Annotated in this window: 21 protein-coding genes; 13 read left to right on the forward strand and 8 right to left on the reverse strand. The window is 70.2% G+C overall.

Features of this window, described 5'->3' with window-relative positions; all coding sequences use genetic code 11:
* Positions 1-208: 208 nt before the first annotated feature.
* Complete coding sequence (gene galE / locus ABZ459_RS13195) at positions 209-1,159, reverse strand: UDP-glucose 4-epimerase GalE (protein WP_357969772.1); 951 nt, start codon at positions 1,157-1,159, stop codon at positions 209-211.
* 86 nt (positions 1,160-1,245) lie between these two features.
* On the opposite strand from galE, the gene ABZ459_RS13200 reads away from it, so the two are divergent.
* Together ABZ459_RS13200 and trpS are read left to right on the forward strand one after the other, a co-directional pair.
* Positions 1,246-2,559 (forward strand): hemolysin family protein, encoded by a 1,314-nt coding sequence (locus ABZ459_RS13200; protein ID WP_357969775.1) that lies wholly within the window; start codon positions 1,246-1,248, stop codon positions 2,557-2,559.
* A 14-nt stretch (positions 2,560-2,573) separates the two neighbouring features.
* Positions 2,574-3,578: a tryptophan--tRNA ligase gene (gene trpS, locus ABZ459_RS13205; protein WP_352362044.1), complete on the forward strand. Its 1,005-nt coding sequence runs from the start codon at positions 2,574-2,576 to the stop codon at positions 3,576-3,578.
* A 40-nt stretch (positions 3,579-3,618) separates the two neighbouring features.
* Here trpS and ABZ459_RS13210 read toward each other — a convergent pair whose 3' ends face one another.
* The 3 genes from ABZ459_RS13210 to ABZ459_RS13220 form a co-directional block, all read right to left on the reverse strand.
* Positions 3,619-3,819, reverse strand: a complete 201-nt coding sequence (locus ABZ459_RS13210) for a hypothetical protein (protein ID WP_357969777.1) — start codon at positions 3,817-3,819, stop codon at positions 3,619-3,621.
* Between the two features lie 95 nt (positions 3,820-3,914).
* Positions 3,915-5,102 carry a helix-turn-helix domain-containing protein gene (locus tag ABZ459_RS13215; RefSeq protein WP_357969779.1) on the reverse strand — a complete coding sequence of 396 codons (1,188 nt, stop codon included), beginning with the start codon at positions 5,100-5,102 and terminating at the stop codon, positions 3,915-3,917.
* Positions 5,103-5,236: 134 nt separating this feature from the next.
* A complete protein-coding gene (locus tag ABZ459_RS13220; protein ID WP_357969781.1) occupies positions 5,237-5,710 on the reverse strand; it encodes a MarR family transcriptional regulator in 474 nt (157 codons plus the stop codon).
* A 92-nt stretch (positions 5,711-5,802) separates the two neighbouring features.
* On the opposite strand from ABZ459_RS13220, the gene ABZ459_RS13225 reads away from it, so the two are divergent.
* Complete coding sequence (locus tag ABZ459_RS13225) at positions 5,803-6,666, forward strand: haloalkane dehalogenase (protein WP_357969783.1); 864 nt, start codon at positions 5,803-5,805, stop codon at positions 6,664-6,666.
* Positions 6,667-6,696: 30 nt separating this feature from the next.
* On the opposite strand, the gene ABZ459_RS13230 is transcribed toward ABZ459_RS13225, so the two are convergent.
* The gene (locus ABZ459_RS13230) at positions 6,697-7,203 is read right to left on the reverse strand and encodes a MarR family winged helix-turn-helix transcriptional regulator (protein ID WP_357969786.1); all 507 of its coding nucleotides are present in this window, start codon (positions 7,201-7,203) and stop codon (positions 6,697-6,699) included.
* Positions 7,204-7,264: 61 nt separating this feature from the next.
* Here ABZ459_RS13230 and ABZ459_RS13235 point away from each other — a divergent pair, with 61 nt between their 5' ends.
* Complete coding sequence (locus tag ABZ459_RS13235) at positions 7,265-8,542, forward strand: amidohydrolase family protein (protein ID WP_357969789.1); 1,278 nt, start codon at positions 7,265-7,267, stop codon at positions 8,540-8,542.
* A 31-nt stretch (positions 8,543-8,573) separates the two neighbouring features.
* Complete coding sequence (locus tag ABZ459_RS13240) at positions 8,574-9,584, forward strand: YihY/virulence factor BrkB family protein (protein WP_357969792.1); 1,011 nt, start codon at positions 8,574-8,576, stop codon at positions 9,582-9,584.
* Between the two features lie 25 nt (positions 9,585-9,609).
* On the opposite strand, the gene ABZ459_RS13245 is transcribed toward ABZ459_RS13240, so the two are convergent.
* Positions 9,610-10,716, reverse strand: coding sequence for a D-alanyl-D-alanine carboxypeptidase (locus ABZ459_RS13245; RefSeq protein ID WP_357969794.1), 1,107 nt, complete (start codon positions 10,714-10,716; stop codon positions 9,610-9,612).
* A 78-nt stretch (positions 10,717-10,794) separates the two neighbouring features.
* Here ABZ459_RS13245 and ABZ459_RS13250 point away from each other — a divergent pair, with 78 nt between their 5' ends.
* The gene (locus ABZ459_RS13250) at positions 10,795-11,025 is read left to right on the forward strand and encodes a hypothetical protein (protein ID WP_357969796.1); all 231 of its coding nucleotides are present in this window, start codon (positions 10,795-10,797) and stop codon (positions 11,023-11,025) included.
* On the opposite strand, the gene ABZ459_RS13255 is transcribed toward ABZ459_RS13250, so the two are convergent.
* Positions 10,997-12,388: a peptide ligase PGM1-related protein gene (locus ABZ459_RS13255; protein ID WP_357969799.1), complete on the reverse strand. Its 1,392-nt coding sequence runs from the start codon at positions 12,386-12,388 to the stop codon at positions 10,997-10,999. The genes ABZ459_RS13250 and ABZ459_RS13255 overlap by 29 nt on opposite strands.
* Before the next feature lie 486 nt (positions 12,389-12,874).
* On the opposite strand from ABZ459_RS13255, the gene ABZ459_RS13260 reads away from it, so the two are divergent.
* A complete protein-coding gene (locus ABZ459_RS13260; protein ID WP_357969801.1) occupies positions 12,875-14,098 on the forward strand; it encodes a M20 family metallopeptidase in 1,224 nt (407 codons plus the stop codon).
* Positions 14,099-14,145: 47 nt separating this feature from the next.
* Here the strand turns inward: ABZ459_RS13260 and ABZ459_RS13265 are convergent, their stop codons facing one another.
* The gene (locus ABZ459_RS13265; RefSeq protein WP_357969804.1) at positions 14,146-16,026 is read right to left on the reverse strand and encodes a Xaa-Pro dipeptidyl-peptidase; all 1,881 of its coding nucleotides are present in this window, start codon (positions 16,024-16,026) and stop codon (positions 14,146-14,148) included.
* Between the two features lie 288 nt (positions 16,027-16,314).
* On the opposite strand from ABZ459_RS13265, the gene ABZ459_RS13270 reads away from it, so the two are divergent.
* From ABZ459_RS13270 to ABZ459_RS13295, 6 genes are all read left to right on the forward strand, one after another.
* Complete coding sequence (locus ABZ459_RS13270; RefSeq protein ID WP_357969807.1) at positions 16,315-17,385, forward strand: BMP family ABC transporter substrate-binding protein; 1,071 nt, start codon at positions 16,315-16,317, stop codon at positions 17,383-17,385.
* Positions 17,386-17,480: 95 nt separating this feature from the next.
* Positions 17,481-19,088: an ABC transporter ATP-binding protein gene (locus ABZ459_RS13275; protein ID WP_357969809.1), complete on the forward strand. Its 1,608-nt coding sequence runs from the start codon at positions 17,481-17,483 to the stop codon at positions 19,086-19,088.
* Positions 19,088-20,230, forward strand: a complete 1,143-nt coding sequence (locus ABZ459_RS13280; RefSeq protein WP_357969812.1) for an ABC transporter permease — start codon at positions 19,088-19,090, stop codon at positions 20,228-20,230. Before ABZ459_RS13275 ends, ABZ459_RS13280 begins: the two co-directional genes overlap by 1 nt.
* On the forward strand, positions 20,227-21,516 hold the full coding sequence (locus ABZ459_RS13285; protein ID WP_357969814.1) for an ABC transporter permease: 1,290 nt from the start codon (positions 20,227-20,229) through the stop codon (positions 21,514-21,516). Before ABZ459_RS13280 ends, ABZ459_RS13285 begins: the two co-directional genes overlap by 4 nt.
* Positions 21,513-21,908, forward strand: a complete 396-nt coding sequence (locus tag ABZ459_RS13290) for a cytidine deaminase (protein ID WP_352324863.1) — start codon at positions 21,513-21,515, stop codon at positions 21,906-21,908. Before ABZ459_RS13285 ends, ABZ459_RS13290 begins: the two co-directional genes overlap by 4 nt.
* A gap of 2 nt (positions 21,909-21,910) precedes the next feature.
* On the forward strand, positions 21,911-23,182 hold the full coding sequence (locus ABZ459_RS13295; protein WP_357969817.1) for a thymidine phosphorylase: 1,272 nt from the start codon (positions 21,911-21,913) through the stop codon (positions 23,180-23,182).
* Positions 23,183-23,189 lie beyond the last annotated feature (7 nt).

Here is a 23,189-nt window from a genome sequence, read left to right on the forward strand (position 1 = left end):
CTACTGGTGCCGGGAAACGTCCTTTTCGTCCGCCCCCGGACAGGAGGGGACGGGCTGGGCGGCCGGCGCGGGCTGGGCGGTCGCGTAGAGCACCCCGGCCGCCGCGGCGAGGCTGCCCAGCAGGATGAGGGCACCAAAGAGCAGCTTCGTGACCCTTGGTGAAAAGCTCCTCACATTTGGGTATCACAGCATACAAACGCCGCCTACATCAGGCGTTCCCGGAAAGTGCCGTCCACGCGTCGGAGACGATGTCGCGCAGCGCCGCCCGCTCCGCCTTCCACCCCAGGTCGCGCTGGATCCGCGCGGACGAGGCCACCAGGACGGCCGGGTCGCCGGGCCGCCGGTCGCCCACGACGACCGGGATCTCGTGACCGGTGACCTCGCGGCAGACCGAGATCACCTCCTGAACGCTGAACCCGGTGCCGCTGCCCAGGTTGTAGATCTTGTGCTCGCCCTCGGCGACCGCCTCCAGCGCCAGCAGGTGCGCCCGCGCCAGGTCGCCGACGTGGACGTAGTCGCGCACGCAGGTGCCGTCGGCGGTGGGGTAGTCGGTGCCGAAGACGCTCACCGAGTCGCGCTCGCCGGTGGCGACCTTGAGCACGTTCGGGATGAGGTGGGTCTCGACCGTGTGGCGCTCGCGGAAGCGGCCGTAGGCGCCGGCCACGTTGAAGTAACGCAGGCTCACCGCGCCGAGCCCGCGGATGCCCGCGTAGGCGCTCAGGGCGGTGTCCACGGCCAGCTTGGAGGCGCCGTAGGGGTTGGTCGGGCGCGTCGGGTCGTCCTCCTCGATGGGGGAGCGCTCCGGCTCGCCGTACGTGGCCGCCGTCGAGGAGAAGACGATCCGGCGCACGCCCTTGTCGCGCATCGCGTCGAGCAGGGCCAGCGTGCCGCCGAGGTTACTGGCCCAGTACAGGCCCGGCTTCTCCACCGACTCGCCCACCAGGGACTTGGCCGCGAAGTGCAGCACGGCGTCCATGCCGTCGAGCGCGTCGTGGGCGTTCGTGATCGACTCGCGCACGAACCGGGCGCCCTCGGGCACCGCGTCCTCGTGGCCGGTGGACAGGTCGTCGAGCACGGTCACCTCGTGCCCCGCCTCGACGAGCTGCGCGGCGACGACGCTGCCGACGTACCCGGCGCCTCCGGTGACCAACAGCCTCATGTGTACTCCTGTTTACATATGTTTGATTTTGTACGGCTTGCCGTTCAGCATACGCGGGAAACCCGCCGAGTACGCTGCCAACCACCATGTTTGACACCCTCGCGGCGAACATCGCCCTGGTCCTGATCTTCATCCTGGTCGGCGGGTTCTTCGCGGGCGCGGAGATCGCGATGGTCTCCCTGCGCGAGAGCCAGGTCCGCAAGCTCGCCGAGCGGGGCCGGAGGGGTGAGCGCGTGGCCAAGCTCGCCCGCGACCCCAACCGTTTCCTGTCGGCGGTGCAGATCGGGGTGACCGTCGCCACGATGCTCTCGGCCGCCTTCGGCGCCGACCGGCTCGGGATGGAGCTCGTCCCGGTGCTCGAACGCTGGGGGGTGCCGCATGCGGTCGCGCCCGTGCTCGGGCTCGTGCTGGTGACGCTGGCCATCTCGTACGTCTCCCTGGTGCTCGGCGAGCTGGCCCCCAAGCGGCTGGCCCTGCAGCGCACCGAGGGGCTGTCGCTGTTCGTCGCGCCCTTCCTCGACCGGATCGCCGCCCTGTCGCGCCCGATCATCTGGATGTTGTCGAAGTCGACCGACCTGGTCGTCCGGCTGCTCGGCGGGAACCCGGAGGCCGACCGGGAGGAGGTCACCACCGAGGAGCTGCGCGACATGGTCGTCGGGCACACCGAGCTCACCGCCGACGAGCGCAAGCTCATCGCCGAGGTGTTCGCCGCCGGCAAGCGCCAGCTCCGCGAGGTCATGCTGCCCCGCACCGAGGTCGAGTTCATGGACGCCGAGACGCCGCTGGCCGAGGCCGCGAACCTGGCCGCCACGCTCCCGCACTCCCGCTTCCCCGTCTACCGCGACTCATACGACGAGGTCATCGGTTTCGTGCACGTGCGCGACCTGCTCGACCCCGAGCTGATCGGGCGTACCGAGCCCATCAGCGCGGTCGTGCCGATCCGGCCGGCCAAGTTCGTGCCCGCCTCCAAGCGCCTGCTGAGCACCCTGAACGAGATGCGCGACGAGGGCCAGCACCTGGCCATCGTGGTCGACGAGTACGGCGGCACCGCCGGCATCGTCACCATGGAGGACCTGGTCGAGGAGCTGATCGGCGACATCAGGGACGAGTACGACGTCGAGGAGGACGTCGTCGTCCTGCCCGCCGGCGAGATCGAGATCGACGGCCTGACCAACCTCAACGACTTCGCCACCGAGACCGGCGTACGGCTGCCCGACGGCCCGTACGAGACGCTGGGCGGGTTCGTGATGGCCATGCTGGGGCACCTGCCCGCCGCCGGCGAGCAGGTGGAGATCCAGGGCTTCGAGCTGACCGTCACCGAGCTGGACGGGCGCCGGATCGCGCGGGTGAGGGTGAAACGCCGGGCCGCCGCCGAGTCGCCGCCCGACCAGGATTCCTGACACAATTGCCAGCTATGGCCAGACCTCGTGTTCTCTCCGGCATCCAGCCCACCGCGGACTCATTCCACCTGGGCAACTACCTGGGTGCGGTCCGTCAGTGGGTCACCATGCAGGAGACCCACGACGCCTTCTACTGCGTGGTCGATCTGCACGCGATCACCGTGCCGACCGAGCCCGCGGCCCTGCGCAGGCGCAGCCGGGTGGCCGCCGCGCAGCTCTTCGCCGCCGGCCTCGACGCCGAGCGCTCGACCGTCTTCGTGCAGTCGCACGTGCGTGAGCACACCGAGCTCGCCTGGATCCTGATCTGCCTCACCGGCATGGGCGAGGCTGCCCGGATGACGCAGTTCAAGGACAAGTCGGCCAAGTTCGGCGAGAGCGCGGCCAGCGTCGGGCTGTTCACCTACCCGATCCTGCAGGCCGCCGACATCCTGCTCTACCAGGCCAACGCCGTCCCGGTGGGGGCCGACCAGAAGCAGCACCTGGAGCTCACCCGCGACCTGGGCCAGCGCTTCAACCACCGCTTCGGCGACACGTTCACGCTGCCCGACCCGTACATCCTCAAGGAGGTCGAGAAGATCACCGACCTCCAGGACCCGACGGCGAAGATGTCGAAGTCGTCCTCCAGCCCGGCGGGCATCCTCGACGTGCTGGAGCAGCCGGGGCCGCTGCGCAAGAAGGTCATGCGCGCGGTGACCGACACGGGCTCGGAGGTGCTGTTCGACGAGGAGAACAAGCCGGGCATCTCCAACCTGCTGCGCATCCAGTCGGCGCTGACCGGCACGCCCATCCCCGACCTGGTCGCCCGCTACGAGGGCCAGGGCTACGGCACGTTCAAGAAGGACGTCGCCGAGGCGGTCGTGGAGACGTTCACGCCGATCCGGGAGCGCACGGAGAAGCTGCTGGCCGACGAGGTCGAGCTCGACCGCCTGCTGGCCGTCGGCGCCGAGCGCGCCGCCGCGGTGGCCCGGCGGACGATGGCCGAGGTCCGCGACCGGGTGGGCTTCCTGCCCAAGGTGTGACGCGGGAAGGGCGGCGGGCCTGCCGCCCTTCCTCCGGTCGTCACAGGCGGGCGCGCCGGTCGAGGGGGCGTACGCGCAGGCGGGCGCGGAGCGCGGCCAGGCTCCGCCCGGTCAGCCGCACACCGCCCGACACGGCGGTCCATCCCGATCGTCCGCGGCTGAACGCCCAACCGGGGAACTCGCGCATGGCCTCCTCCAGCAGGCGTTCCATGACGACGTCGGCACTCGGCGTTGTGGTCATGGACGCACAGTGCCACTCCGGCCCCTCTCGGTGACGAACCGCGGCGACAGATCTCCCTGTTCGGCCGGAGCGAACTCAGAGTTCGGTGGCCGGCCTCACACGTCGATGTTGTGGCGTTCGGCGAGGAAACGCACCTCCGGCGCCCACGACGGCCGCGCGCGGCGCACCAGCGAGCGGACCATCTCCCGCAGCAGCAGCTTGTGGTCGAGCTCCTCGGGGCTCTCGCGCTCGATCCGCAGCAGGTAGACCAGGCTGGCGGCGTCGTCGCCCAGGTCTTCGCAGGCGCGCGCGACGTGGCACAGGTGCGTGGTGCGCCGCTCGATGGACGGGGTCCGGCGGATGTCGATGTCGTCGGCCAGCCGCAGCACGGCCTCGGGGTGGCCGGTGTCGTTCTCGATGCTGGCCATGTGGATGGCGACGTTGGTGGGGCCGAAGAAGGCCAGGTCGTAGGCGTCGGAGTGGTCGTCGGCGCGGTCGGCGAGCCGGGCGGCGGTGCCGCGCACGGTCTCCCTAGCCTGCTCGTCGTCGCCGCCCCTGGCCGCGCTGATGGCGGCCAGCAGGTGCAGCGCGCCGAGAGCCTTGATGTGCCGTACGTCGCCGTCGGCCACATGGGGTTCGAGTATCTCGATGCCGCGCCGGGCCACGTCGTGGGCGATCTGGTGCATGTCGTCGGAGAGCATCGACTGGCCGAGGTTCCAGTGGGCCCAGGCGAGCATCAGCGGGTCGGCCGACTCCTCGGCGTAGCGCATGGCCCGGTCGGCGGCCAGGTGCGCGAGATCCACCCGTTGCAGGTGCTTGAGCACACCCCTGGCCAGCATGTACGCGTCCGTCGCCGTCCGGTAGGCCGCGGGGGTGCGCTCGGCCACCAGGCTCTCGGCGTCGGAGACCAGCGAGGGCAGCGCGGCCATCAGGATCGAGTACCGGCGGGCCGAGGTGAACCAGGCGTTGCGCGCCGCCGCCACGCGTTCGGTCAGCTGCTCGGCGTCGGGCGGTTCGAGGTCGGGCTCCGTGCGGCAGGCGAACAGGGCGCGCTCGATGTCGCGGATCTGCGGCCGGCTGGGCTCGTGGGAGTCGCGGGGGGTCTCGCCCAGGAGCACGGCGGTCCGTACGCCGAGGACCTTGGCGATCTCGCGCAGAAGGGGCAGCGAGGGGGTGCGTTTCCCGTGTTCGATCAGTTCGATGTGCCGGGTGGTGCAGCCCGACTGGGTCGCCAGCGCGGTCGTGCTCATGCCCCTTCGTTCGCGCTGGAGTCGCACCATCTGCCCGGTGCTGATTTCGGTCATGGGCGTGACGCCTCCTGGCTTGGTCCCGACACAGCACAGGCTAGGGTCACCGGAGCGGCCCTGCCATGCGTTCCCCCTGGTCAGGAGGTATGTCGGCAAGCTCCCACGCCTTGGCTTTTACCAGTCTTTGCCCACTATTGGGCTGATCGGGAGTGGTGGTCGCGCAGCCGTCCGAGCAGCCCGACGAGCTGGTCGCGCTCGGGGCCGGTCAGGGGCGCCAGCAGCTCGTCCTGGACGTCGTCCACCAGCCCGTCGAGCCGGGTGAGCCGGTCGCGGCCGCGCTCGGTCATGGAGATGACGTTGCGCCTACGGTCGGCGGGGTCGGGTGCTCGCTCGACGAGGCCGCGCCCGGCCAGCTCGTTGAGCAGCGCGACCATGTCGCTGCGGTAGATGCCGGTGAGCCGGCTCAGCTCGGCCTGGCTGGCCGGGCCGGACTCGCGCAGCGCGACGAGCACCGCGTAGTGCCACTTGCGCGCGTCGGCGCCCGCGAGCCGGTCGCTGACCAGCCGGTCGGCCTGCATCGCGACGTGGGCCAGCAGCCGGCTCGGCAGGCCGCGCAGGCGGGTGGGGGCGGCCTGGTCGGCGGCGTCGGACATGTCGTGGCTCATGCCGGTGATCGTACCCCGTTGCGTTAGTGGCACTAACGATGTACGTTCGTTAGTGACATAAACGTTAGTGCGACGAACGAAAGAGGCGTGTCATGCCTGTTGCCGAGGTGCTGGACTCGACCATGTACTACGAGGACCGGGGGGAGGGTGTGCCGATCGTCTTCCTGCACGGCAACCCCAACTCCTCCCACCTGTGGCGCAACGTGCTGCCCGGGGTGGGCGGGCCCGGCCGGTTGCTCGCGCCCGACCTGATCGGCATGGGTCGCTCGGGACGGCCCGACCTGGCCTACCGCTTCACCGACCATGCCCGTTACCTCGACGCCTGGTTCGACGAGCTCGGCCTTGAGGACGCCGTGCTGGTCGGCCACGACTGGGGCGGCGCGCTGGCCTTCGACTGGGCGGCACGGCATCCGGACCGGGTGCGCGGGGTGGCCTTCTTCGAGACCATCGTGCGGCCGATGAGCTGGAGCGAGCTGGGCGAGGGGCCGCGTGCCCGCAGCGAGCTGATCAGGAGCGAGGCGGGGGAGCGGCTGGTGCTCGACGACGACTTCCTGGTGCGGACGGCGTACACGGGCGGGGTGCTGAACCCGCTGGGCGAGGAGGAGCTGCGGCCGTACCTGGAGGCGTACGCGACCAGGGAGAGCCGCCGGCCGCTGCTGCAGTGGGCGCGCTCGATCCCGCTCGACGGCGACCCGGCCGACGTGGCCGAGGCCGTCGAGCGCTACGACAAGTGGCTGGCGAACAGCGACGAGGTGCCCAAGCTGCTGCTCACCTTCGACTCCTCGCCGACCCTGCTGATCCAGGGCGAGGTGCTCGACTGGTGCGCCCGCAACATCTCGGCCCTGGAGATCGAGCACCTGGGTCCGGCGGGTCACCACGCCCCGGAGGACCAGCCGGAGGCCATCGCGGCGTCGATCCGCTCCTGGGCCGACCGCCACGCCCTGCGCGCGGGCTAGCGGAGGCCCGGCGGGCCTGGGGGCGGCGGGCTAGCGGAAGCGGCGGCGGCCGACGAGGGTGAGCACCTCGCGCAGGGCGTCGGCGGCGGCTCTGACGTCCTGCTCCGGCACCCCGGCCAGCACCTCCTCGTGCGCTCGCGAGGAGGCGTCGAGGGCCGCCAGGGCCACCCGGTGCCCCTCGGCCGTGAGCTGCACCCACCGGCTGCGCGCGTCGCCCGCGTTGGCCTCCCGCTCGACGTAGCCCGCCGCCGTCAGGCGCTGGAGCACGTTGCTGGTGCCCCCGGAGGTGAGCAGCAGCGCCTTGGACAGCTCGCTCGGCTTCATCCGATGGGGCGCCGGCGTACGGGCGAGCGCGGCCAGCACGTCGAACTCGGCGTAGGTGAGCCCCAGCTCGGCCAGCTCCGCCTTGATCGCCTGCTCGAAGACCAGGTGCAGCCGGGACAGGCGCTTGCTCAGCTCCAGACCGGCGATCAGCGACGACGGCAGCCCGGACTCCACCCAGCGCGGCACCATCGCGTCGATCTCATCCGGTTTCACGCCATCGAGGATACCCATCGCGAGATTGCTTTTTGAAAAGCTTCTAATTAAGCTTTTCGCCATGACAACCTTGCTGATCAAGAACGGCACCGTGATCGACACCGAGCCCGAGCCCGTGGTGCTCGGCCAGGTGGACGTGCGCGTCGAGGACGGCGTGCTCGCCGAGGTGGGCCCCGGGCTGCCCGACGTCCCGGGCGCCGAGGTGATCGACGCGACCGGGCGGATCGTGCTGCCCGGGTTCGTCGACACCCACCGGCACACCTGGCAGGCCGGCATCAGGGCGGTCGCCCCCGACGTCGCCTTCGACGGCTACCTGAGCCGCGTGCTCGGCGAGCTGGCCCCGGCCCACCGCCCGGCCGACGTCCACGCGGGCAACCTCGCCGGCGCGCTGGAATGCCTCGACACCGGCATCACCACGCTGCTCGACTGGTCGCACATCCAGCTCTCGCCCGCCCACACCGAGGCCACCGTGCGGGCGCTGCGCGAGTCGGGGATCAGGGCCGTGCTCGGCTGGTGCCACGGGGGCGAGCCGGGCGGGCTCGTCCGCGAGGGCCTGCGGGTGCACGAGGAGCACTTCGGCGCCGGCGGCGGCCTGGTCACCATGGTCGTCGCCGCGCTCGGGCCGGAGATCGTGGACGAGGAGCACGCGCTGGCCGAATGGCGGCTGGCCCGCGAGCTCGACCTGCCGGTCACCGTGCACATGGGCGTCGGCGGCCCGGACAGCGCCGCCCGCGGCCTGGCGTTCCTGGAGGCGAACGGCCTGCTCGGGCCGCGGACCACGTACGTGCACGCCAACAGCTACACCGACGACGACCTCAAGCGCGTCGCCGGCAGCGGGGGCAACGTGTCGGTCTCGCCGGTCGACGAGATGACGCTTGGCCTCGGCTACCCGGTCAGCGGGCGGGCCAGGGCGGCGGGCGCGCCGACCGGTCTCGGCATCGACACGGTGAGCTGCGCGCCGGGCGACATGTTCAGCCTGATGCGGGCGGCGTACCTGCTGGAGCGCGGCAGGCCGGACGGCGGAGGCATGGGCTTCACCACCCGCGACGTGCTGCGCATGGCCACCGTCGAGGGGGCCGAGGTGGTGGGGCTGGGCGACGTCGTCGGCTCGTTGCGGCCGGGCAAGCAGGCCGACCTGCAACTGCTGCGTACGGACACCCTCGGCATGGCGGCGGCGCACGACCCGATCGGCGCCGTCGTGCTCAACGCCGACCCGAGCGTCGTGGAAACGGTGCTGGTCGGCGGGCGTGTCGTCAAGCGAGATGGGCAGATGCTCCACCAGGATCTGGCGGCGGTCCTCGCGTCACTGGCAGAATCGGCCGACGCCGTGACGAGGTGATCGTTCGCCTCCGGCGGGGGGTGAGGGCGTGATGGCGAGTCTGAACGAGCGGATCGTGTCGCTGCGCGCCTGGGGCCGGACGACGCTCGACCACTGGCGGGTCCGCAGGCTGTGGATCGACCACCTGGTCAGGGCCGTGCGCCGCTACCAGCTCCAGGGAGGCGACCGGCTGGCCGGCTCGGTCACCTACTTCTCCTTCCTGTCCTTCTTCCCGCTGCTCGCGCTCGGGTACGCGGTGCTCGGCTACACCCTCGACGCCAGCAGCGCGACCAGGGAGGCGCTGGAGACCGCCATCACCGAACGGCTGCCCGGCATGGCGACCGACCTCAACCTGGAGCAGATCGCCGGCGCCAGGACGACGGCGGGCATCATCGGCCTCCTCGGCCTCCTGTACGCCGGGCTCGGCGCGATGGACGCGCTGCGCGCGGCGCTGCGCGAGATGTCGATGACCACCGTGCCGCCCCCGAACTACTTCCTGGGCAAACTGCGCGACCTGGTCTCGGTCATCCTGCTCGGGGCGACGCTGGTCGCCTCCACGCTGGTGTCCGGGGCCGCGACCACGGTCACGGACAAGGTGCTCGACCACGTCTTCGGCGACAACTCGCTGCTCAGCACCGAGGCGTTCCGGATCTTCGTGGTGGTGGCGAGCGTCGTGGCCGACTGGGTGCTGTTCGTGATCCTGCTCGGCTGGGTCGCCAAGCCGGCCGAGCCGTTCAAGGTCATCGTCAGGGGCGCGCTGCTCGGCGCGATCGGGTTCGGGCTGCTCAAGCAGGTGGCGAGCCTGCTGCTCAGCACCACGCTCGGCAACCCCGTCTACGGCGCGTTCGCCGCCATCGTGGGGCTGCTGGTGTGGATGAACTTCTCGGCCAGGCTCGTGCTGCTCGCCGCCGCGTGGACGTCCACCACGGGGTTGTGCCCGCCGCCGTCCCCGTCGCCGATCCCGTCGCTCGGCGACCCGCTGGAGGTGCCGGCGGCCGACCCGGGCCCGGCGCCCGGCCCCGAGTGCAAGGGCACGACCCCGCACCCGACCTCGGAGCCCTGACCCGGCCCTGACGCGCCCTCCGTCGTCAGAGGCGGGACCTGTTGCGCTTGCGGCGGATGCCGAAGCCGAGCCAGACCAGCCCGAACAGCAGGCCGCCGCCGATGACGGCCGAGCCGACCGTCCGGGTGGAGTCGGTCTGCTTGGAGGCCGCCGTGTCCAGCAGCGGCGGCTGGGCGGCCGGCGTCACCTTCGACACCGGCGCCTGCGGCGCGGCCCGCACCTGCTCGGGCACCGGCTCGACGAGCTGCCCGACGGGGGTCGCCTTGCCCCTGACCGTGAAGCCCCAGTCGAGCAGCTTGGCCACCTCGTCCCAGAAGTAGCCCTCGTGCCGCATGATCGTGACGAGGATCGTGTGGCCGCCGCGGGTGGCCGCGCCGACGAAGCTGCCCTGTGCCTTGGACGTCCAGCCGTTCTTGACGCCGATCATGCCCTGGTAGCGCCAGAGCAGCTTGTTGTGGTTGCTGATCTCGTAGTAGTCCTTGGGCGCCGGAAACTTGGCAACCTTTGTACTGATATATCGCCTGAAATCGGGGTTTGCGAGGCCGGCGCGGGCGATGAGCGCCAAGTCGTACGCCGAGCTGCTCTGCCCGGGTTTGTCCAGGCCGCTCGGCGTCTTGGCCACCGTGTCGTACGCCTGCAGCCGCTTGGCCTCGGCGTTCATGTCGCGCATGGTCTGGGCCACGCCGCCGTTCGTCTCGGCCAGGGCCATGGCCGCGTCGTTTCCTGAGGACATCATCAGCGCCCGGAACAGGTCGTCGACCTTGTACGTCATCTTCGGCGTCAGCCCGACCGCCGTGCCCTCCTGGTTGCAGGCGTTCTGGCTCGGCCGGACCTTGCGGTTCTTGTCGAGCTTCGGCAGCAGCGTGAGCGCCGTGAGCGTCTTGAGCGTGCTCGCCGGCAGGTAGCGGCCGTGCGCGTCCTTCGCGGCGAGCACCTGACCCGTCTCCACGTCCGCGATGACGTAGGAAGTAGCCTTGCTCTTGGGGGGCGCCTTGACGCCTTGGGGTTGCACCAGCCCACGGCTTCCCAGCGCGTCACCGCCGACGGGTGTCGTCGGGGCGGCGGATGCGGTCCCGCTCGTGAGCGTGACCGCGGCGAGAAGTGCCGTAACCGGCACAAATTTCGTCCACATGGCGGTCTCAGCGTAGCTCCGTGTGAATGCCCATGTGGCGACACATTCCCCAGATGATCCGCCTTCGATACTGGAGAGATGACCATGTCACCAAAGATCGCCGGTTTCCTCGTCATCCTCGGCGTGTTCATGATCGTCGAGTGGATCAACCTGGGGTTTAACTTGGCCGACGGACATCCCACCGGCTTCTACGTCGTGCACGGGATCCTGATCGGGGTCAACGTGATCCTCGGTGCGGTGCTGGCGGTGATCGGGTGGCGCGGTCTGCGGGAGGCGGGGATCAGGCGTCGCAAAGAAGGCGGCGGGTGAGCGCGTGCAGCTCGTCGGCCTCCTCGCGGGAGTCGCCGATGGAGGTGAAGCCCAGCTTCCCGTACTCGGGGATGGCGCCGAGCAGGTGGAAGACGTTGCCCGTGCGCCGGTCGGCGTCGAAGCCGATCCCGAGCCGCCGGGCGGTGCGCATGACCTCGCCCGGCGTGCGGCCACGCAGGCAGGAGGAAGAGCAGTTGTCGGTCGCGGTGTAGTACTTCGGCTGGTCCCCGGCCATGAGGAGGCCGGTGGCCGGGTCGTACCTGGCCCCGGTCGTCAGCACCACCGCGCCGTACGGGTGCGTCGTGCCGCCGATCCGCAGGTTGATCTCGCACAGCAGCGCGGCGTACCCGGCGTCGGCCTTGAGTGCGAAGAAGTCCATGCCGAACAGGCCGACCACGCCCCGCTCGGCCAGGATGGCGGCGATGCGCCCGGCAGACTCGCCCACCTCGTGCCGGTACTCCGGGGCGGCGGGGAACGTGCAGCCCTGGTAGACGTCGTTGTTGGGGCCGCCGAGCACCTGGTCGTGCGTGGCCAGCACGGCCGCGTGCCCGCCGGGCGTGATTCGGGCCAAGGCGCTCGGGTAGTAGAGCGGGCGATGTTCGATGAACTCCTCCACCACCGCGCCGCGTTCCCTGATCTTCGTCGTGAAGCTCGTCCAGGTCTCCCCGGCCGCCGAAAATCGGGTCAGCGAGCGGTCGGCCTTGCTGACGATGGCGTTGCCCAGGCCCGAGTAGCCGTCGTTGAGCTTGACGATCACCCGTTCGCCGGGCAGCGAGTCGATGGCCTCGTCGATCGCGATGATGCTGTGCACGTCGCCGAAACCGCGGGCCATGGGCACGCCGGCCTCGTGCCCGACCTCGCGGGCGCCGCTCTTGGAGCCGTAGTAGGCCAGCGCGGTGGCGGGGCCGTAGATGGGGACGTTGAGTGACGCGGCCAGCTCCTCCTCGGTCTCGCTGAGGACGAACGGCACCAGCCAGGTGTCGGCGTCGATCGCCGACCGTAACCGGTCGAGGACGTCGGGTCGGCGCAGCAGCGTCCGGGTGAGGGGTTGCGACCAGGGCTCGTCGAGACTGATGAGCTCCAGGCGCTTGGCGGCGTCGTCCGGGTCGGGAAGGAAGCCGAGGTAGTAGTCGATGATGTCGGGATCGATCGGAGCGGAGGAGAGGTAGATCACCTTGACCCCGGGTTCCCGGAGCGTCAGGAGGAGGAAGAGCAGGCGCTCCTCGTACGATCGGGCTGCCGTGATGCGGCGCAGCTCGTCCTGCGGCAGGGAGAGCGAGGGTACGACCACCAGGGTCCCCTCGCTCGGCTCGAAGATGCTCAACCCGGCATACTTCTCCCCGAACGGGATATTAGTGATCATATAGCGAGTGAAACACGCATTCTTCACAAATGCAGCAAGCGCCAAAGTGTCATGAACATGACAGAAGGTGACAGGATTCGAAATCGGTGAGCACGTTTGGAAGTGGCGACATCGGGTCACCATCTAATGATCCCTTGTGACTATTTTCCTGATCAGGTGGACATGTGCGGAACGTGACCACCTGCGGTTACGGGCATGCCGTCGGCCAACTTTTGGTGTATCTGTCGGCGCGAAGGCGCACGGGAGCGATAAAGTCAGAAGCATCGCCACCGGGCTCACGGCTTACCGCCGTGCACCCGGGCTGCTGCGACCGATGAACGCGAAGCCCGTGCTGACGATCTCGCACCGAAACCTACGGGTGTGGCTTTTGATTCGCCGAACGGCCGCCTCAACCAGGTGGCTGCCGCAGGATGGACTTTTTCGAGAGCGTTATGAGCCGCCGTCCGTGCGTGGGACGCGCGGCCTCTACGGGATGGATGGTGACATATGCGGGGACGTGAGCTGCGGGGAGAACTGGACGCGTTCCTGGCGGAGATCGAGCAGGAGCTGGTGGCGTTCCGTCGTGACCTTCACATGCATCCTGAGCTGGCCTTCGCCGAATACCGCACGACCCAGCGCATCGCCGACCGGCTGACCGCCGCGGGGCTGACGCCGTCGGTGCTGCCGCGTGGCACCGGTCTCATCTGCGAGGTGGGCAGCGGCGACGGGCCGACCATCGCGCTGCGGGCCGACATCGACGCGCTGCCGCTCCAGGACGAGAAGGACGTGCCCTACCGCTCCACCGTCCCCGGCGCGTGCCATGCCTGCGGGCACGACGTGCACACCACCGTTCTGCTCGGCACCTCGATCTTCCTGGCCCAGCAGGCCGCGGCCGGGCTGCTGCCCGGCCGGGTCCGGCTGATCTTCCAGCCCGCCGAGGAACTGCCCGGCGGCGCTCTTGAGGTCATGGCCCACGGCGGCATCAGCGGCGTCGACCGCATCTTCGGCCTCCACTGCGACCCGCGCGTCGACGTCGGCCAGCTCGGTCTGCGGAGCGGCCCGATCACCTCGGCCTGCGACAAGATCGTCGTCAGGGTCTCCGGCCCCGGCGGCCACACCGCCCGTCCCCACCTGACGGCCGACCTGGTCTTCGCCCTGGCCAAGATCCTCACCGAGCTGCCCGCCGCGCTCTCCCGCCGGATCGACCCGCGCTCCTCGCTCAGCCTCGTCTGGGGCCGGGTCGAGGCGGGCTCGGCGGCCAACGCCATCCCCGACGACGGCATCGCCGAGGGCACGATCCGCTGCCTCGACGAGAACGCCTGGCACGCCGCCCCCGACCTGATCAAAGCCCTGCTGGAGTCCGTCGCCGGCGCCTACGGCGTCGAGGCCGTGCTGGACTACACGCGGGGCGTGCCGCCGGTGGTCAACGACGAGGTCAGCGTCGAGATGCTGGCCGAGGCAGCCGAGCGGGCCCTCGGCGCCGGCGCGGTGGTGCCCACCCAGCAGTCGCTCGGCGGCGAGGACTTCGCCTGGTACCTGGAGTCGATCCCCGGCGCCTTCGCCCGGCTCGGCACGCGCTCGCCCGACGGCGTCACGTACGACATCCACCAGGGCACCTTCGACGTCGACGAGAAGGCGATCGCGATGGGCGTGCGGGTGATGGCCGCCACCGCGCTGACCGCGCTGTGGGACGTCGGCCCGATCGACTCCATCAGCAACGCCATGGCCTGAGAGCCGCTCCGACGGCCCGCCGCGTCGCGCGGCGGGCCGTCGGCGGGTCAGGCGAGCCTGCCGAACACCACCGGCAGCCGCAGGGACGAGTGCCCCGGCGACACGGTGACCCGGGTGCCGCCCGGGTAGCGCAGGGTGTAGTCGCGGTCGGTCGAGATGATCACCAGGCCCAGCCGGTGGCCCTTCTTGAACAGGTAGTCCTTGGGCTGGAAGTCCCAGGTGAAGGTGTACTCCTTGCCGGGGCGCAGCGGTTCCGTGCGGTCGGCGCGGTGGCGGTTGCGCACGTCGAGCCATCCTCTGGAGACGATCTTGTACGCCGTCGTCGCCGTGCCGAGCCGCCTGAGCGTCGTGCAGCCCGTGTCACCCGGGACGCCCTCGCCGTAGCAGTAGCTCTGGCCGGTCGACTGCAGAGTGCCGTCCGGGCGCACGTCCGTGCCGTAGTCCACCAGCAACGCCGTCAGGTACGGCGAGGCGCCGTCCTTGAACGAGGCCCGTACCGAGACCGTCGGCGTGCCGGAGATCCGCACGTCGGCGGGCAGCTGTCCGGTCAGGTACGCCAACCGGTTCGGGTCGGGCCCGGTCGCCTCCACCAGTTGCTCGGCCGTCCGCGCGCTCTGGTCCACGAAGGACTCCGCGGGCGACAGCGGCCGGGGCAGCAGGCCGAGCCGTTCGCCGGCGGCCGGGTGGAGCGCCACCGTGGTGGTCCCGGGCAGCGGCCAGGAGGCGTGCCGCTGCCACTCGCCGACGCCGATCTCCACGTCGGCCTGCGGCTCGCGCATGATGCCCGAGTCGATGCCCTGCAGCCAGTAGTCGAACCAGCCGTGCAGCTGACGCAGCCACTCGACGGTGCGCAGGTTGAAGGGGTTCATGTGGGTGCCCTGGTGCAGCCAGATCTTGCGCGGCACGTGCCGCTCGGCCAGGGCGTACCACCATTGGGCGAACTGCTTGGTCTTGACGTTCCAGTCGTTGAGGCCGTGCACGAGGAAGACGCTGGCCTTCACCTTGTCCACGTCGTTGAGGTAGTTGCGGGCGTCCCAGAGCGGGCTGTAGTCGCCGGTGATCCGGTCCTGGTTCGCGGTCAGCGCGTCCATCTTGGCGCCGCAGACCTCGAAGCCCCTGTCCCTGGTCAGCACGAACTTGGCCAGGACGTCCAGGTCCTCGCCCTGGTAGCCGCCGGGGGCCAGGACGCCGCCGTTGGCCCGGTAGTAGTCGTACCAGCTGGAGATGGCGGCGATCGGCACGATCGTCTTCAGGCCCTCGACGCCGGTGGAGGCGACGGCGTTGGGCAGGGTGCCGTTGTAGGAGACGCCGATCATGCCGACCTTGCCGGTGGACCAGGTGGCGCTGACCTCGTTGCCGTCGGCGTCGAAGCCGCGGGCGCGGCCGTTCAGCCAGTCGATGGCGGCCTTCGGGCCGGCGGTCTCGTTCCGGTCGCCGGAGGAAGGGCAGCCGGTGGCGCGGGCGCTGCCCACGTTCTCGACCAGGGCGATGGCGTAGCCGCGGGGCACGAAGTAGTTGTCGTAGTAGCCGTCGAAGGGCTCACTGAAGAGCTTGTTCGAAGGTGACTTCAGGGTGGGCAGCGGGATGCCGTTCGCGTCGACGTCCACCGGGTGGTTGGGCACGTCATTGCCGGGGGCGTAGTAGGGGCTGGCCTCCATGATCACCGGGACCTTGAGCCCCTGGTCGGTCTCCTTGGGGCGCAGGATGTCCATGGCGACGCGGTCGGGCTGCCCGTCGTCGTCGCTGTCGGTCCCGGCCACCTCGACGAACACCGTCTGCTTGACGGCGTCGGCGCGGGAGAAGACGGGCTGGGTGGCGTTGTTCTCGATCTTGAGAGTAGGGGTGGCGGCCGTCGCCGGGGCGGGCCCGCCCAAGGTCACGGCGAGGATCGCGACCAGCGGTACGGCCAGTGTCTTCCAAGGCTGCATACGGGGCTCCGATACGAAATTTCCACCGTTGATCGGAATCTCTGCCATGATCGACCGCTCGGCAAGGGCCCCTTCCATACCAAACTTGGGCAAAACTTTGAGGGAGCCGTCCCAAGTGCCTGAACCCAGATTCAGGTCACGGACGCGCTTGATGTCGATAACGGAGCGGTTGCGACCCTGTGTGCCGGTTTGGTCCGCCCTGGTCAAGCAACTATCTTCCGTGCAGGTGCCGTACGTTTCTTCGCGCCTGCGATGAAGTTCGACGGCGAGGAAATGGAAGGAGTCGCCTTGCTCGGCAAGCGATTCAGCAGGATTGCCGTCGGCTCGGTAGCCGGCGTCATGCTCATGTCGGCCGCGGCCTGCGGCGGCGGCGATGGTGGCGGCACCTCGGCGAGCACGCAGCCGAGCTCCGGCGCGAGCAGCGAGGCCCCCAAGGGCGGTCTGAAGGTCGGCCTGACGTTCGACGTCGGTGGCCGCGGCGACAAGTCGTTCAACGACGCCGCCTACGCCGGCCTGGAGAAGGCCAAGACGGAGCTGAACGCCGACATCAAGGAGCTCAGCCCGGCGGCCGACGGCTCCAACCGCGGCGACCTGCTGCGCCAGCTCGCGGACGCGGGCTACAACCCCATCGTCGCCGTCGGTTTCGCCTACGGAGACGACGTCAAGAAGACCGCCGCCGAGTACCCCGACGTGCAGTTCGCCATCGTCGACTCGGCCTCCAACGGCCCGAACGTGACCGGCCTGCTGTTCGCCGAGGAGCAGGGCTCCTACCTGGCGGGCGTCGCCGCCGCGACCAAGTCGGAGGCCGGCCACGTCGGCTTCGTGGGCGGCGTCGAGAACGACCTGATCAAGAAGTTCCAGGCGGGCTTCGTGATGGGCGCCAAGTCGGTCAAGTCGGACATCAAGATCGACATCAAGTACCTCACCCCCGACGGTGACTTCTCCGGCTTCAAGGCCCCCGACAAGGGCAAGGTCGCGGCCGAGAAGATGTACCAGGACGGCGCGGACATCGTCTACCACGCCGCCGGCGACTCCGGCCTCGGCGTGTTCCAGGCGGCGGCCGCGGCCAAGAAGAAGGCCATCGGCGTCGACTCCGACCAGCGCCAGACGGTCAAGGAGACCGACCTTCAGTCGGTCATCATGACCTCGATGCTCAAGCGCGTCGACGTCGGCGTCTTCGAGTTCGTCAAGGCCTTCCAGGGCGGCGCCAAGGGCGGCAGCAACACCGTCTACGACCTCAAGGTCGACGGTGTGGGCCTGTCCACCACCGGTGGCGAGATCGACGACATCAAGGACAAGCTCGACGCTGCCAAGAAGGACATCGTCGACGGCAAAATCACGGTTCCGTCCAAGCCGTAATCTGGGTAGGAACGGACGACCGAGGGCCCGGAGTCCCCACTTCGGGCCTTCTGGCTATCCGCCCCGTCCGCCCCCCATGCTCTAGGAGAGGCGAAATGAGCTCGGACACCCTCGCCGCGGTGCAACCCGCCGTAGAGCTGGAGGGCATCACCAAGCGTTTCCCCGGCGTCGTCGCCAACCACGACATCCGCATCACCGTCGAACCCGGCACGGTCCACGCGATCGTCGGGGAGAACGGCGCGGGCAAGTCGACCCTGATGAAGATCCTCTACGGCATGCAGAAGCCGGACGAGGGCACGATCAGGGTCAACGGCCGGGAGGTCAGTTTCCGCACCCCCAGCGACGCCATCGACGTCGGCATCGGCATGGTCCACCAGCACTTCATGCTGGCCGACAACTTCACCGTGCTGGAGAACATCGTCCTCGGCGCCGAGCCCACCAGGGCCGGCGTGCTCGACACCGGCAGGGCACGGGCCCGCATCGCCGAGCTGGCCAGCAGCCACGGCCTGCGCGTCGACCCCGACGCGCTGGTGGAGGACCTCGGCGTCGGCGACCGCCAGCGGGTGGAGATCCTCAAGGTCCTCTACCGCGGCGCCCGCATCCTCATCCTCGACGAGCCGACGGCGGTCCTCGTGCCGCAGGAGGTCGAGGAGCTGTTCGAGAACCTGCGCGAGCTCAAGGCCGAGGGCCTGACCGTCATCTTCATCTCGCACAAGCTCGACGAGGTGCTGAACATCGCCGACGCGATCACCGTGATCCGCCGCGGCACCACCGTCGCCAGCGTCAACCCCGCCGAGGTGACCGCCCGCCGGCTCGCCGAGCTGATGGTCGGCAGCGAGCTGCCCACGCCGGAGACCCGCGAGTCCACCGTGCGCGAGAGCGTCACGCTGAGCGTGTCGCGGCTGACGATGGAGGCCGACGGCTTCCGTCCCGTCCCCAAGGGCACCTCCGTCGACCTGTACGTCAACAAACTGCGCGAAGAGGGCAAGCGCCTGATCCTCGACGACGTCTCCTTCGACATCCACGCGGGCCAGATCCTGGGCATCGCCGGCGTCGAGGGCAACGGGCAGTCCGAGCTGATCGAGGCGATCATGGGCATGCGTGCCGCCCACGGCACGATCACCCTCGGCGGCGTGGACATCAGCGCCTGGTCCACGCTGAAGCGCAGGGAGGCCGGCATCGGCTACATCCCCGAGGACCGCCACCGGCAGGGCCTGCTGCTGGAGGCGTCCCTGTGGGAGAACCGGGTGCTCGGCCACCAGACCAGGCCCCCGGCGCGCAGCGGCATCTGGGTCGACCGGCGCGCCTCCAAGGCCGACACCGAGCGCATCGTCAAGGAGTACGACGTGCGCACCCCCAGCGTGGACACCCTGGCCCTGGCCCTGTCCGGCGGCAACCAGCAGAAGCTGATCGTCGGACGCGAGATGAGCGGCGAGCCGTCGTTCCTCATCGCCGCCCACCCCACCCGCGGCGTGGACGTCGGCGCCCAGGCCGCCATCTGGGACCACCTGCGCAACGCGCGGGCCGCCGGCCTGGCCGTGCTGCTGATCTCGGCCGACCTCGACGAGCTGATCGGCCTGTCCGACACGATCAGGGTCATCCTGCGCGGCCGGCTCGTGGCCGAACTCGATCCTTCCGACGTCACGCCCGAGCGGCTTGGCGGTTACATGACCGGCGCCATCGCCGGCACTGAGGAGACGTGATGCCCGCCGGGCTCAACCGGGCGCTGCTCACCGTCGCAGGCGCCGTCGTCGCCATCGTCCTGGCGATCGCGATCTCCAGCGTGGCGATCATCGCGGCGGGCGCCAGCCCGATCGACGCGTTCGCCGCCTTCTTCGACTTCGGCGAGACCGCGCGCTCGGTGTCCAACGGCATCGCGGCGTTCCTCAACCGGGCGGTGCCGCTGTTCATCGCGGGTCTCGCGGTGGCCGTCGGCTTCCGCATGAACCTGTTCAACATCGGCGTCGAGGGCCAGTACCGCATCGCGGCCATCTGCGCGGCCTACGTCGGCTCGACGTTCACCGCGCCGAAGCCGATCCAGATCCTGGTGATCATCGTGGTCGCGGCCGTCGTGGGCGGCGCGTACGCGCTGATCCCCGCGGTGATGAAGGTGACCCGCGGCGTGAACGAGGTGATCTCCACGATCATGCTCAACTACATCGCGATCGCCCTGGCCTCCTACCTGGTCCGCGGCCCGTTCGCGGGCCAGCGGGCGGCCGGCCAGCTCACCACGACGACGCCGCAGCTGCCCGAGTCGGCCATGTTCCCCAACCTGAACTTCGTCTTCGACTGGTTCGGGCTGCTGGCGCCCACCCGCGGCGGCGGCGTGTGGGGCTTCCTGCTCGTGGCCGTCGTGCTCGGCCTGGTGGTCTGGGTCGTGCTGGAGCGCACCCGCTTCGGCTTCAACGTCAAGGCCAGCGGGCTGAACGGCCCGGCCGCCTTCGCCTCGGGCGTCAACCCGAAGAAGATGGTCATCGCGGCCATGGTGCTGTCCGGCGCGATCGCGGGGCTCATCGGCCTGCCCGAGATCCTCGGCGACAAGGGCGCCTTCAACTCCAACTTCACCGCCGGCCTCGGCTTCCTCGGCATCGCGGTGGCGCTGCTCGGCAGGAACAAGCCCGTCGGCATCGCGATCGCCGCGCTGCTGTTCGCCTTCCTCGACCGGGCGCAGGGCGCGCTGCAAATCGCCGACGTGCCGTCGTCGGTCATCACGATCATCCAGGGCGTCATCGTCCTGCTGGTGGTCATCGCGAACGAGGTGACCAACCGCATCGCCATGCGGCTTGAGGAGCAGCGGGCCGCCCGGCAGCTCGACACGAACAGACCGGTTGAGGTGGCAGCATGAGCAGGGTCGGCAAATACCATCTGGCGCTGCTCGGCGTCGCCGCGCTCATCCTGCTGCTGTCGCTGGTGCGGATCATCTCCGGCCAGGACGACCTGACCTCCTCCGGCACGTTCAACGCGGCGCTGCTGCTCGCGGTGCCGATCGGCCTGGCCGGTCTCGGCGGCCTGTGGGCCGAGCGGGCCGGCGTGGTCAACATCGGCCTCGAAGGCATGATGGTGCTCGGCACCTGGTTCGCCAGCTGGGCCGGATACCAGTGGGGCGCCGTGGCCGCGCTGGTCGCCGGGCTGCTCGGCGGCGCGCTCGGCGGGCTCATCCACGCGATCGCGACCGTCACGTTCGGCGTCGACCACATCATCAGCGGCGTCGCCATCAACCTGCTCGGCCCCGGCATCACCCGCTTCCTGTCCGAGGTCCTCTACGGCGAGGGCACCTCGGCCAGCGCGAAGGGCGCCGGCATCACCACCTCGCCGGCGATCAGCTCGGGTGCGCCAGAGGTGAGCCTGCCCGTTCTGTCGGACGGCCCCGACCTGCTCGGCAAGCTGGAGAGCACCCACTGGTTCCTGCTCTCCGACCTGGCCGGCATCCTGCGCGGGCTCACCCACGACGTGAACGCGCTGATCATCCTGGCCGTGCTGCTGCTGCCGGTGACGTACCTGGTGCTCTGGCGCACGTCGTTCGGGCTGCGGCTGCGGTCGGCGGGGGAGAACCCGTGGGCGGCCGAGTCGCTGGGCGTGAACGTCTACCGGATCAAGTACCTCGCGGTCGTCGTCTCCGGCGCGTTCGCCGGGCTCGGCGGCGTGTTCCTGGTCTTCGTCTCCAACAAGTACGTCGAGGGCCAGACGCAGGGACGCGGTTTCATCGGTCTGGCCGCCATGATCTTCGGCAACTGGCGGCCCGGCGGGCTCGCGGCCGGCTCGTCCCTGTTCGGCTACGCCAGCGGCCTGCAGCTGCGCAGCTCCGGCGAGGCCAACGCGGTCACCACGTTCTTCCTGTTCGGCGCGCTGCTGCTGGTGGTCTACATCGCGCTGCAGATCCGCAAACTGGTCGCGCCGAGCCAGCCTGCCGAGATCGTGGCCAGGGGCGTCAAGGACTACACCGTGATCGCCGCCGCGGCGGTGGGCGCGCTCGTGCTGTTCTGGCTCTGGCGGACCGTGGAGACGCTGCCGGGCGAGTTCGTCTTCATCACGCCACACGTGCTCACGCTGCTCGTGCTCCTGGTCGCGTCGCAGCGTCTGCGGATGCCCAAGGCAGACGGCGTACGCTTCCGTCGGGGGGATCAACATTGAACATCGATTGGGACGGCCTGCGCGCCGAGGCCGCCACGGCCATGCGCAACGCCTACGCGCCGTACTCCAAGTTCCCGGTGGGGGCGGCGGCGGTCGTCGACGACGGCCGGATCGTCACCGGCTGCAACGTCGAGAACGCCTCCTACGGGCTCGGCCTGTGCGCCGAGTGCGGGCTGGTGTCGGCGCTGCAGATGTCGGGCGGCGGCCGGCTGGTGGCCTTCACCTGCGTGGACGGCCACGGCGAGCTGCTCATGCCGTGCGGGCGCTGCCGTCAGCTCCTGTACGAGTTCGGCGGTGAGAACCTGCTGGTGGAGACCGTCGACGGTCCCAAGCGCATGGCGCAGATCCTGCCGTACGCGTTCGGCCCCGACGACCTCAGCAGGAGCTCGTGACCATGGACGCCATCGAGGTCATCCGCGCCAAGCGCGACGGCGGCGAGCTCACCACCGCCCAGATCGACTGGGTGATCGCCGCCTACACCCGCGGTGACGTGGCCGACGAGCAGATGTCCGCCCTGGCCATGGCCATCCTGCTCAACGGCATGAACCGGCGCGAGATCGCCGACTGGACGCAGGCCATGATCCGGTCCGGCGAGCGCATGGACTGGTCGATGCTCGACCGGCCCACGGCCGACAAGCACTCCACGGGCGGCGTGGGCGACAAGATCACGCTGCCGCTGGCGCCCCTGGTGGCGGCGTGCGGGGCGTACGTGCCGCAGCTGTCCGGGCGCGGGCTCGGGCACACCGGCGGCACCCTGGACAAGCTGGAGTCCGTCCCGGGCTGGCTGGCCTCGCTCTCCAACGACCAGATGCTCCACGTCCTGCGCACGGCCGGCGCGGTGGTCTGCGCGGCGGGCTCCGGGCTGGCCCCGGCCGACAAGAAGCTCTACGCGCTGCGCGACGTCACCGGCACCGTCGAGTCGATCCCGCTGATCGCCTCGTCGATCATGTCGAAGAAGATCGCCGAGGGCACCGGCTCGCTGGTGCTCGACGTGAAGGTGGGCTCCGGGGCGTTCATGAAGACGACCGAGAGCGCCCGCGAGCTGGCCGAGACCATGGTCGCGCTCGGGAGCGACGCGGGCGTGCGCACGGTCGCCCTGCTGACGGCCATGGACCGGCCGCTCGGCCTGGCCGTGGGCAACGCGCTGGAGGTCGAGGAGTCGATCGAGGTGCTGGCCGGCGGCGGGCCGTCCGACGTGGTCGAGCTGACCGTACGGCTGGCGCGCGAGATGCTGGCGGCGGCCGGGGTCTCCGGCAAGGACCCGGCCGACGCGCTGCGCGACGGCTCGGCCATGGACGCGTGGCGGCGGATGATCTCCGCCCAGGGCGGCAACCCCGACGCGGTCCTGCCGAGGGCGGCCGAGAGCATGACGGTGACGGCGCCGTCGTCCGGGGTGCTGGCCCGCCTCGACGCGTACGCCGTGGGGCTGGCCGCCTGGCGGCTCGGCGCCGGACGGGCGCGCAAGGAGGACCCGGTGTCGTTCGGGGCCGGGATCGTGCTGCACGCCAAGCCCGGCGACCTGGTGCGCGAGGGCCAGCCGCTGATGACGCTGCACGCCGACGAGACGGCCAGGTTCGAGCGGGCGCTCGACGCGCTGTCGGGCGGCTACGAGGTCGCCGAGTCGGGGCGCGAGCTGCTGCCCCTGGTCATCGACCGCATCGGCTGACCACCGG

Source organism: Nonomuraea sp. NPDC005692 (assembly GCF_040631115.1).
In the GTDB taxonomy this organism is placed as follows: Bacteria; Actinomycetota; Actinomycetes; order Streptosporangiales; family Streptosporangiaceae; genus Nonomuraea.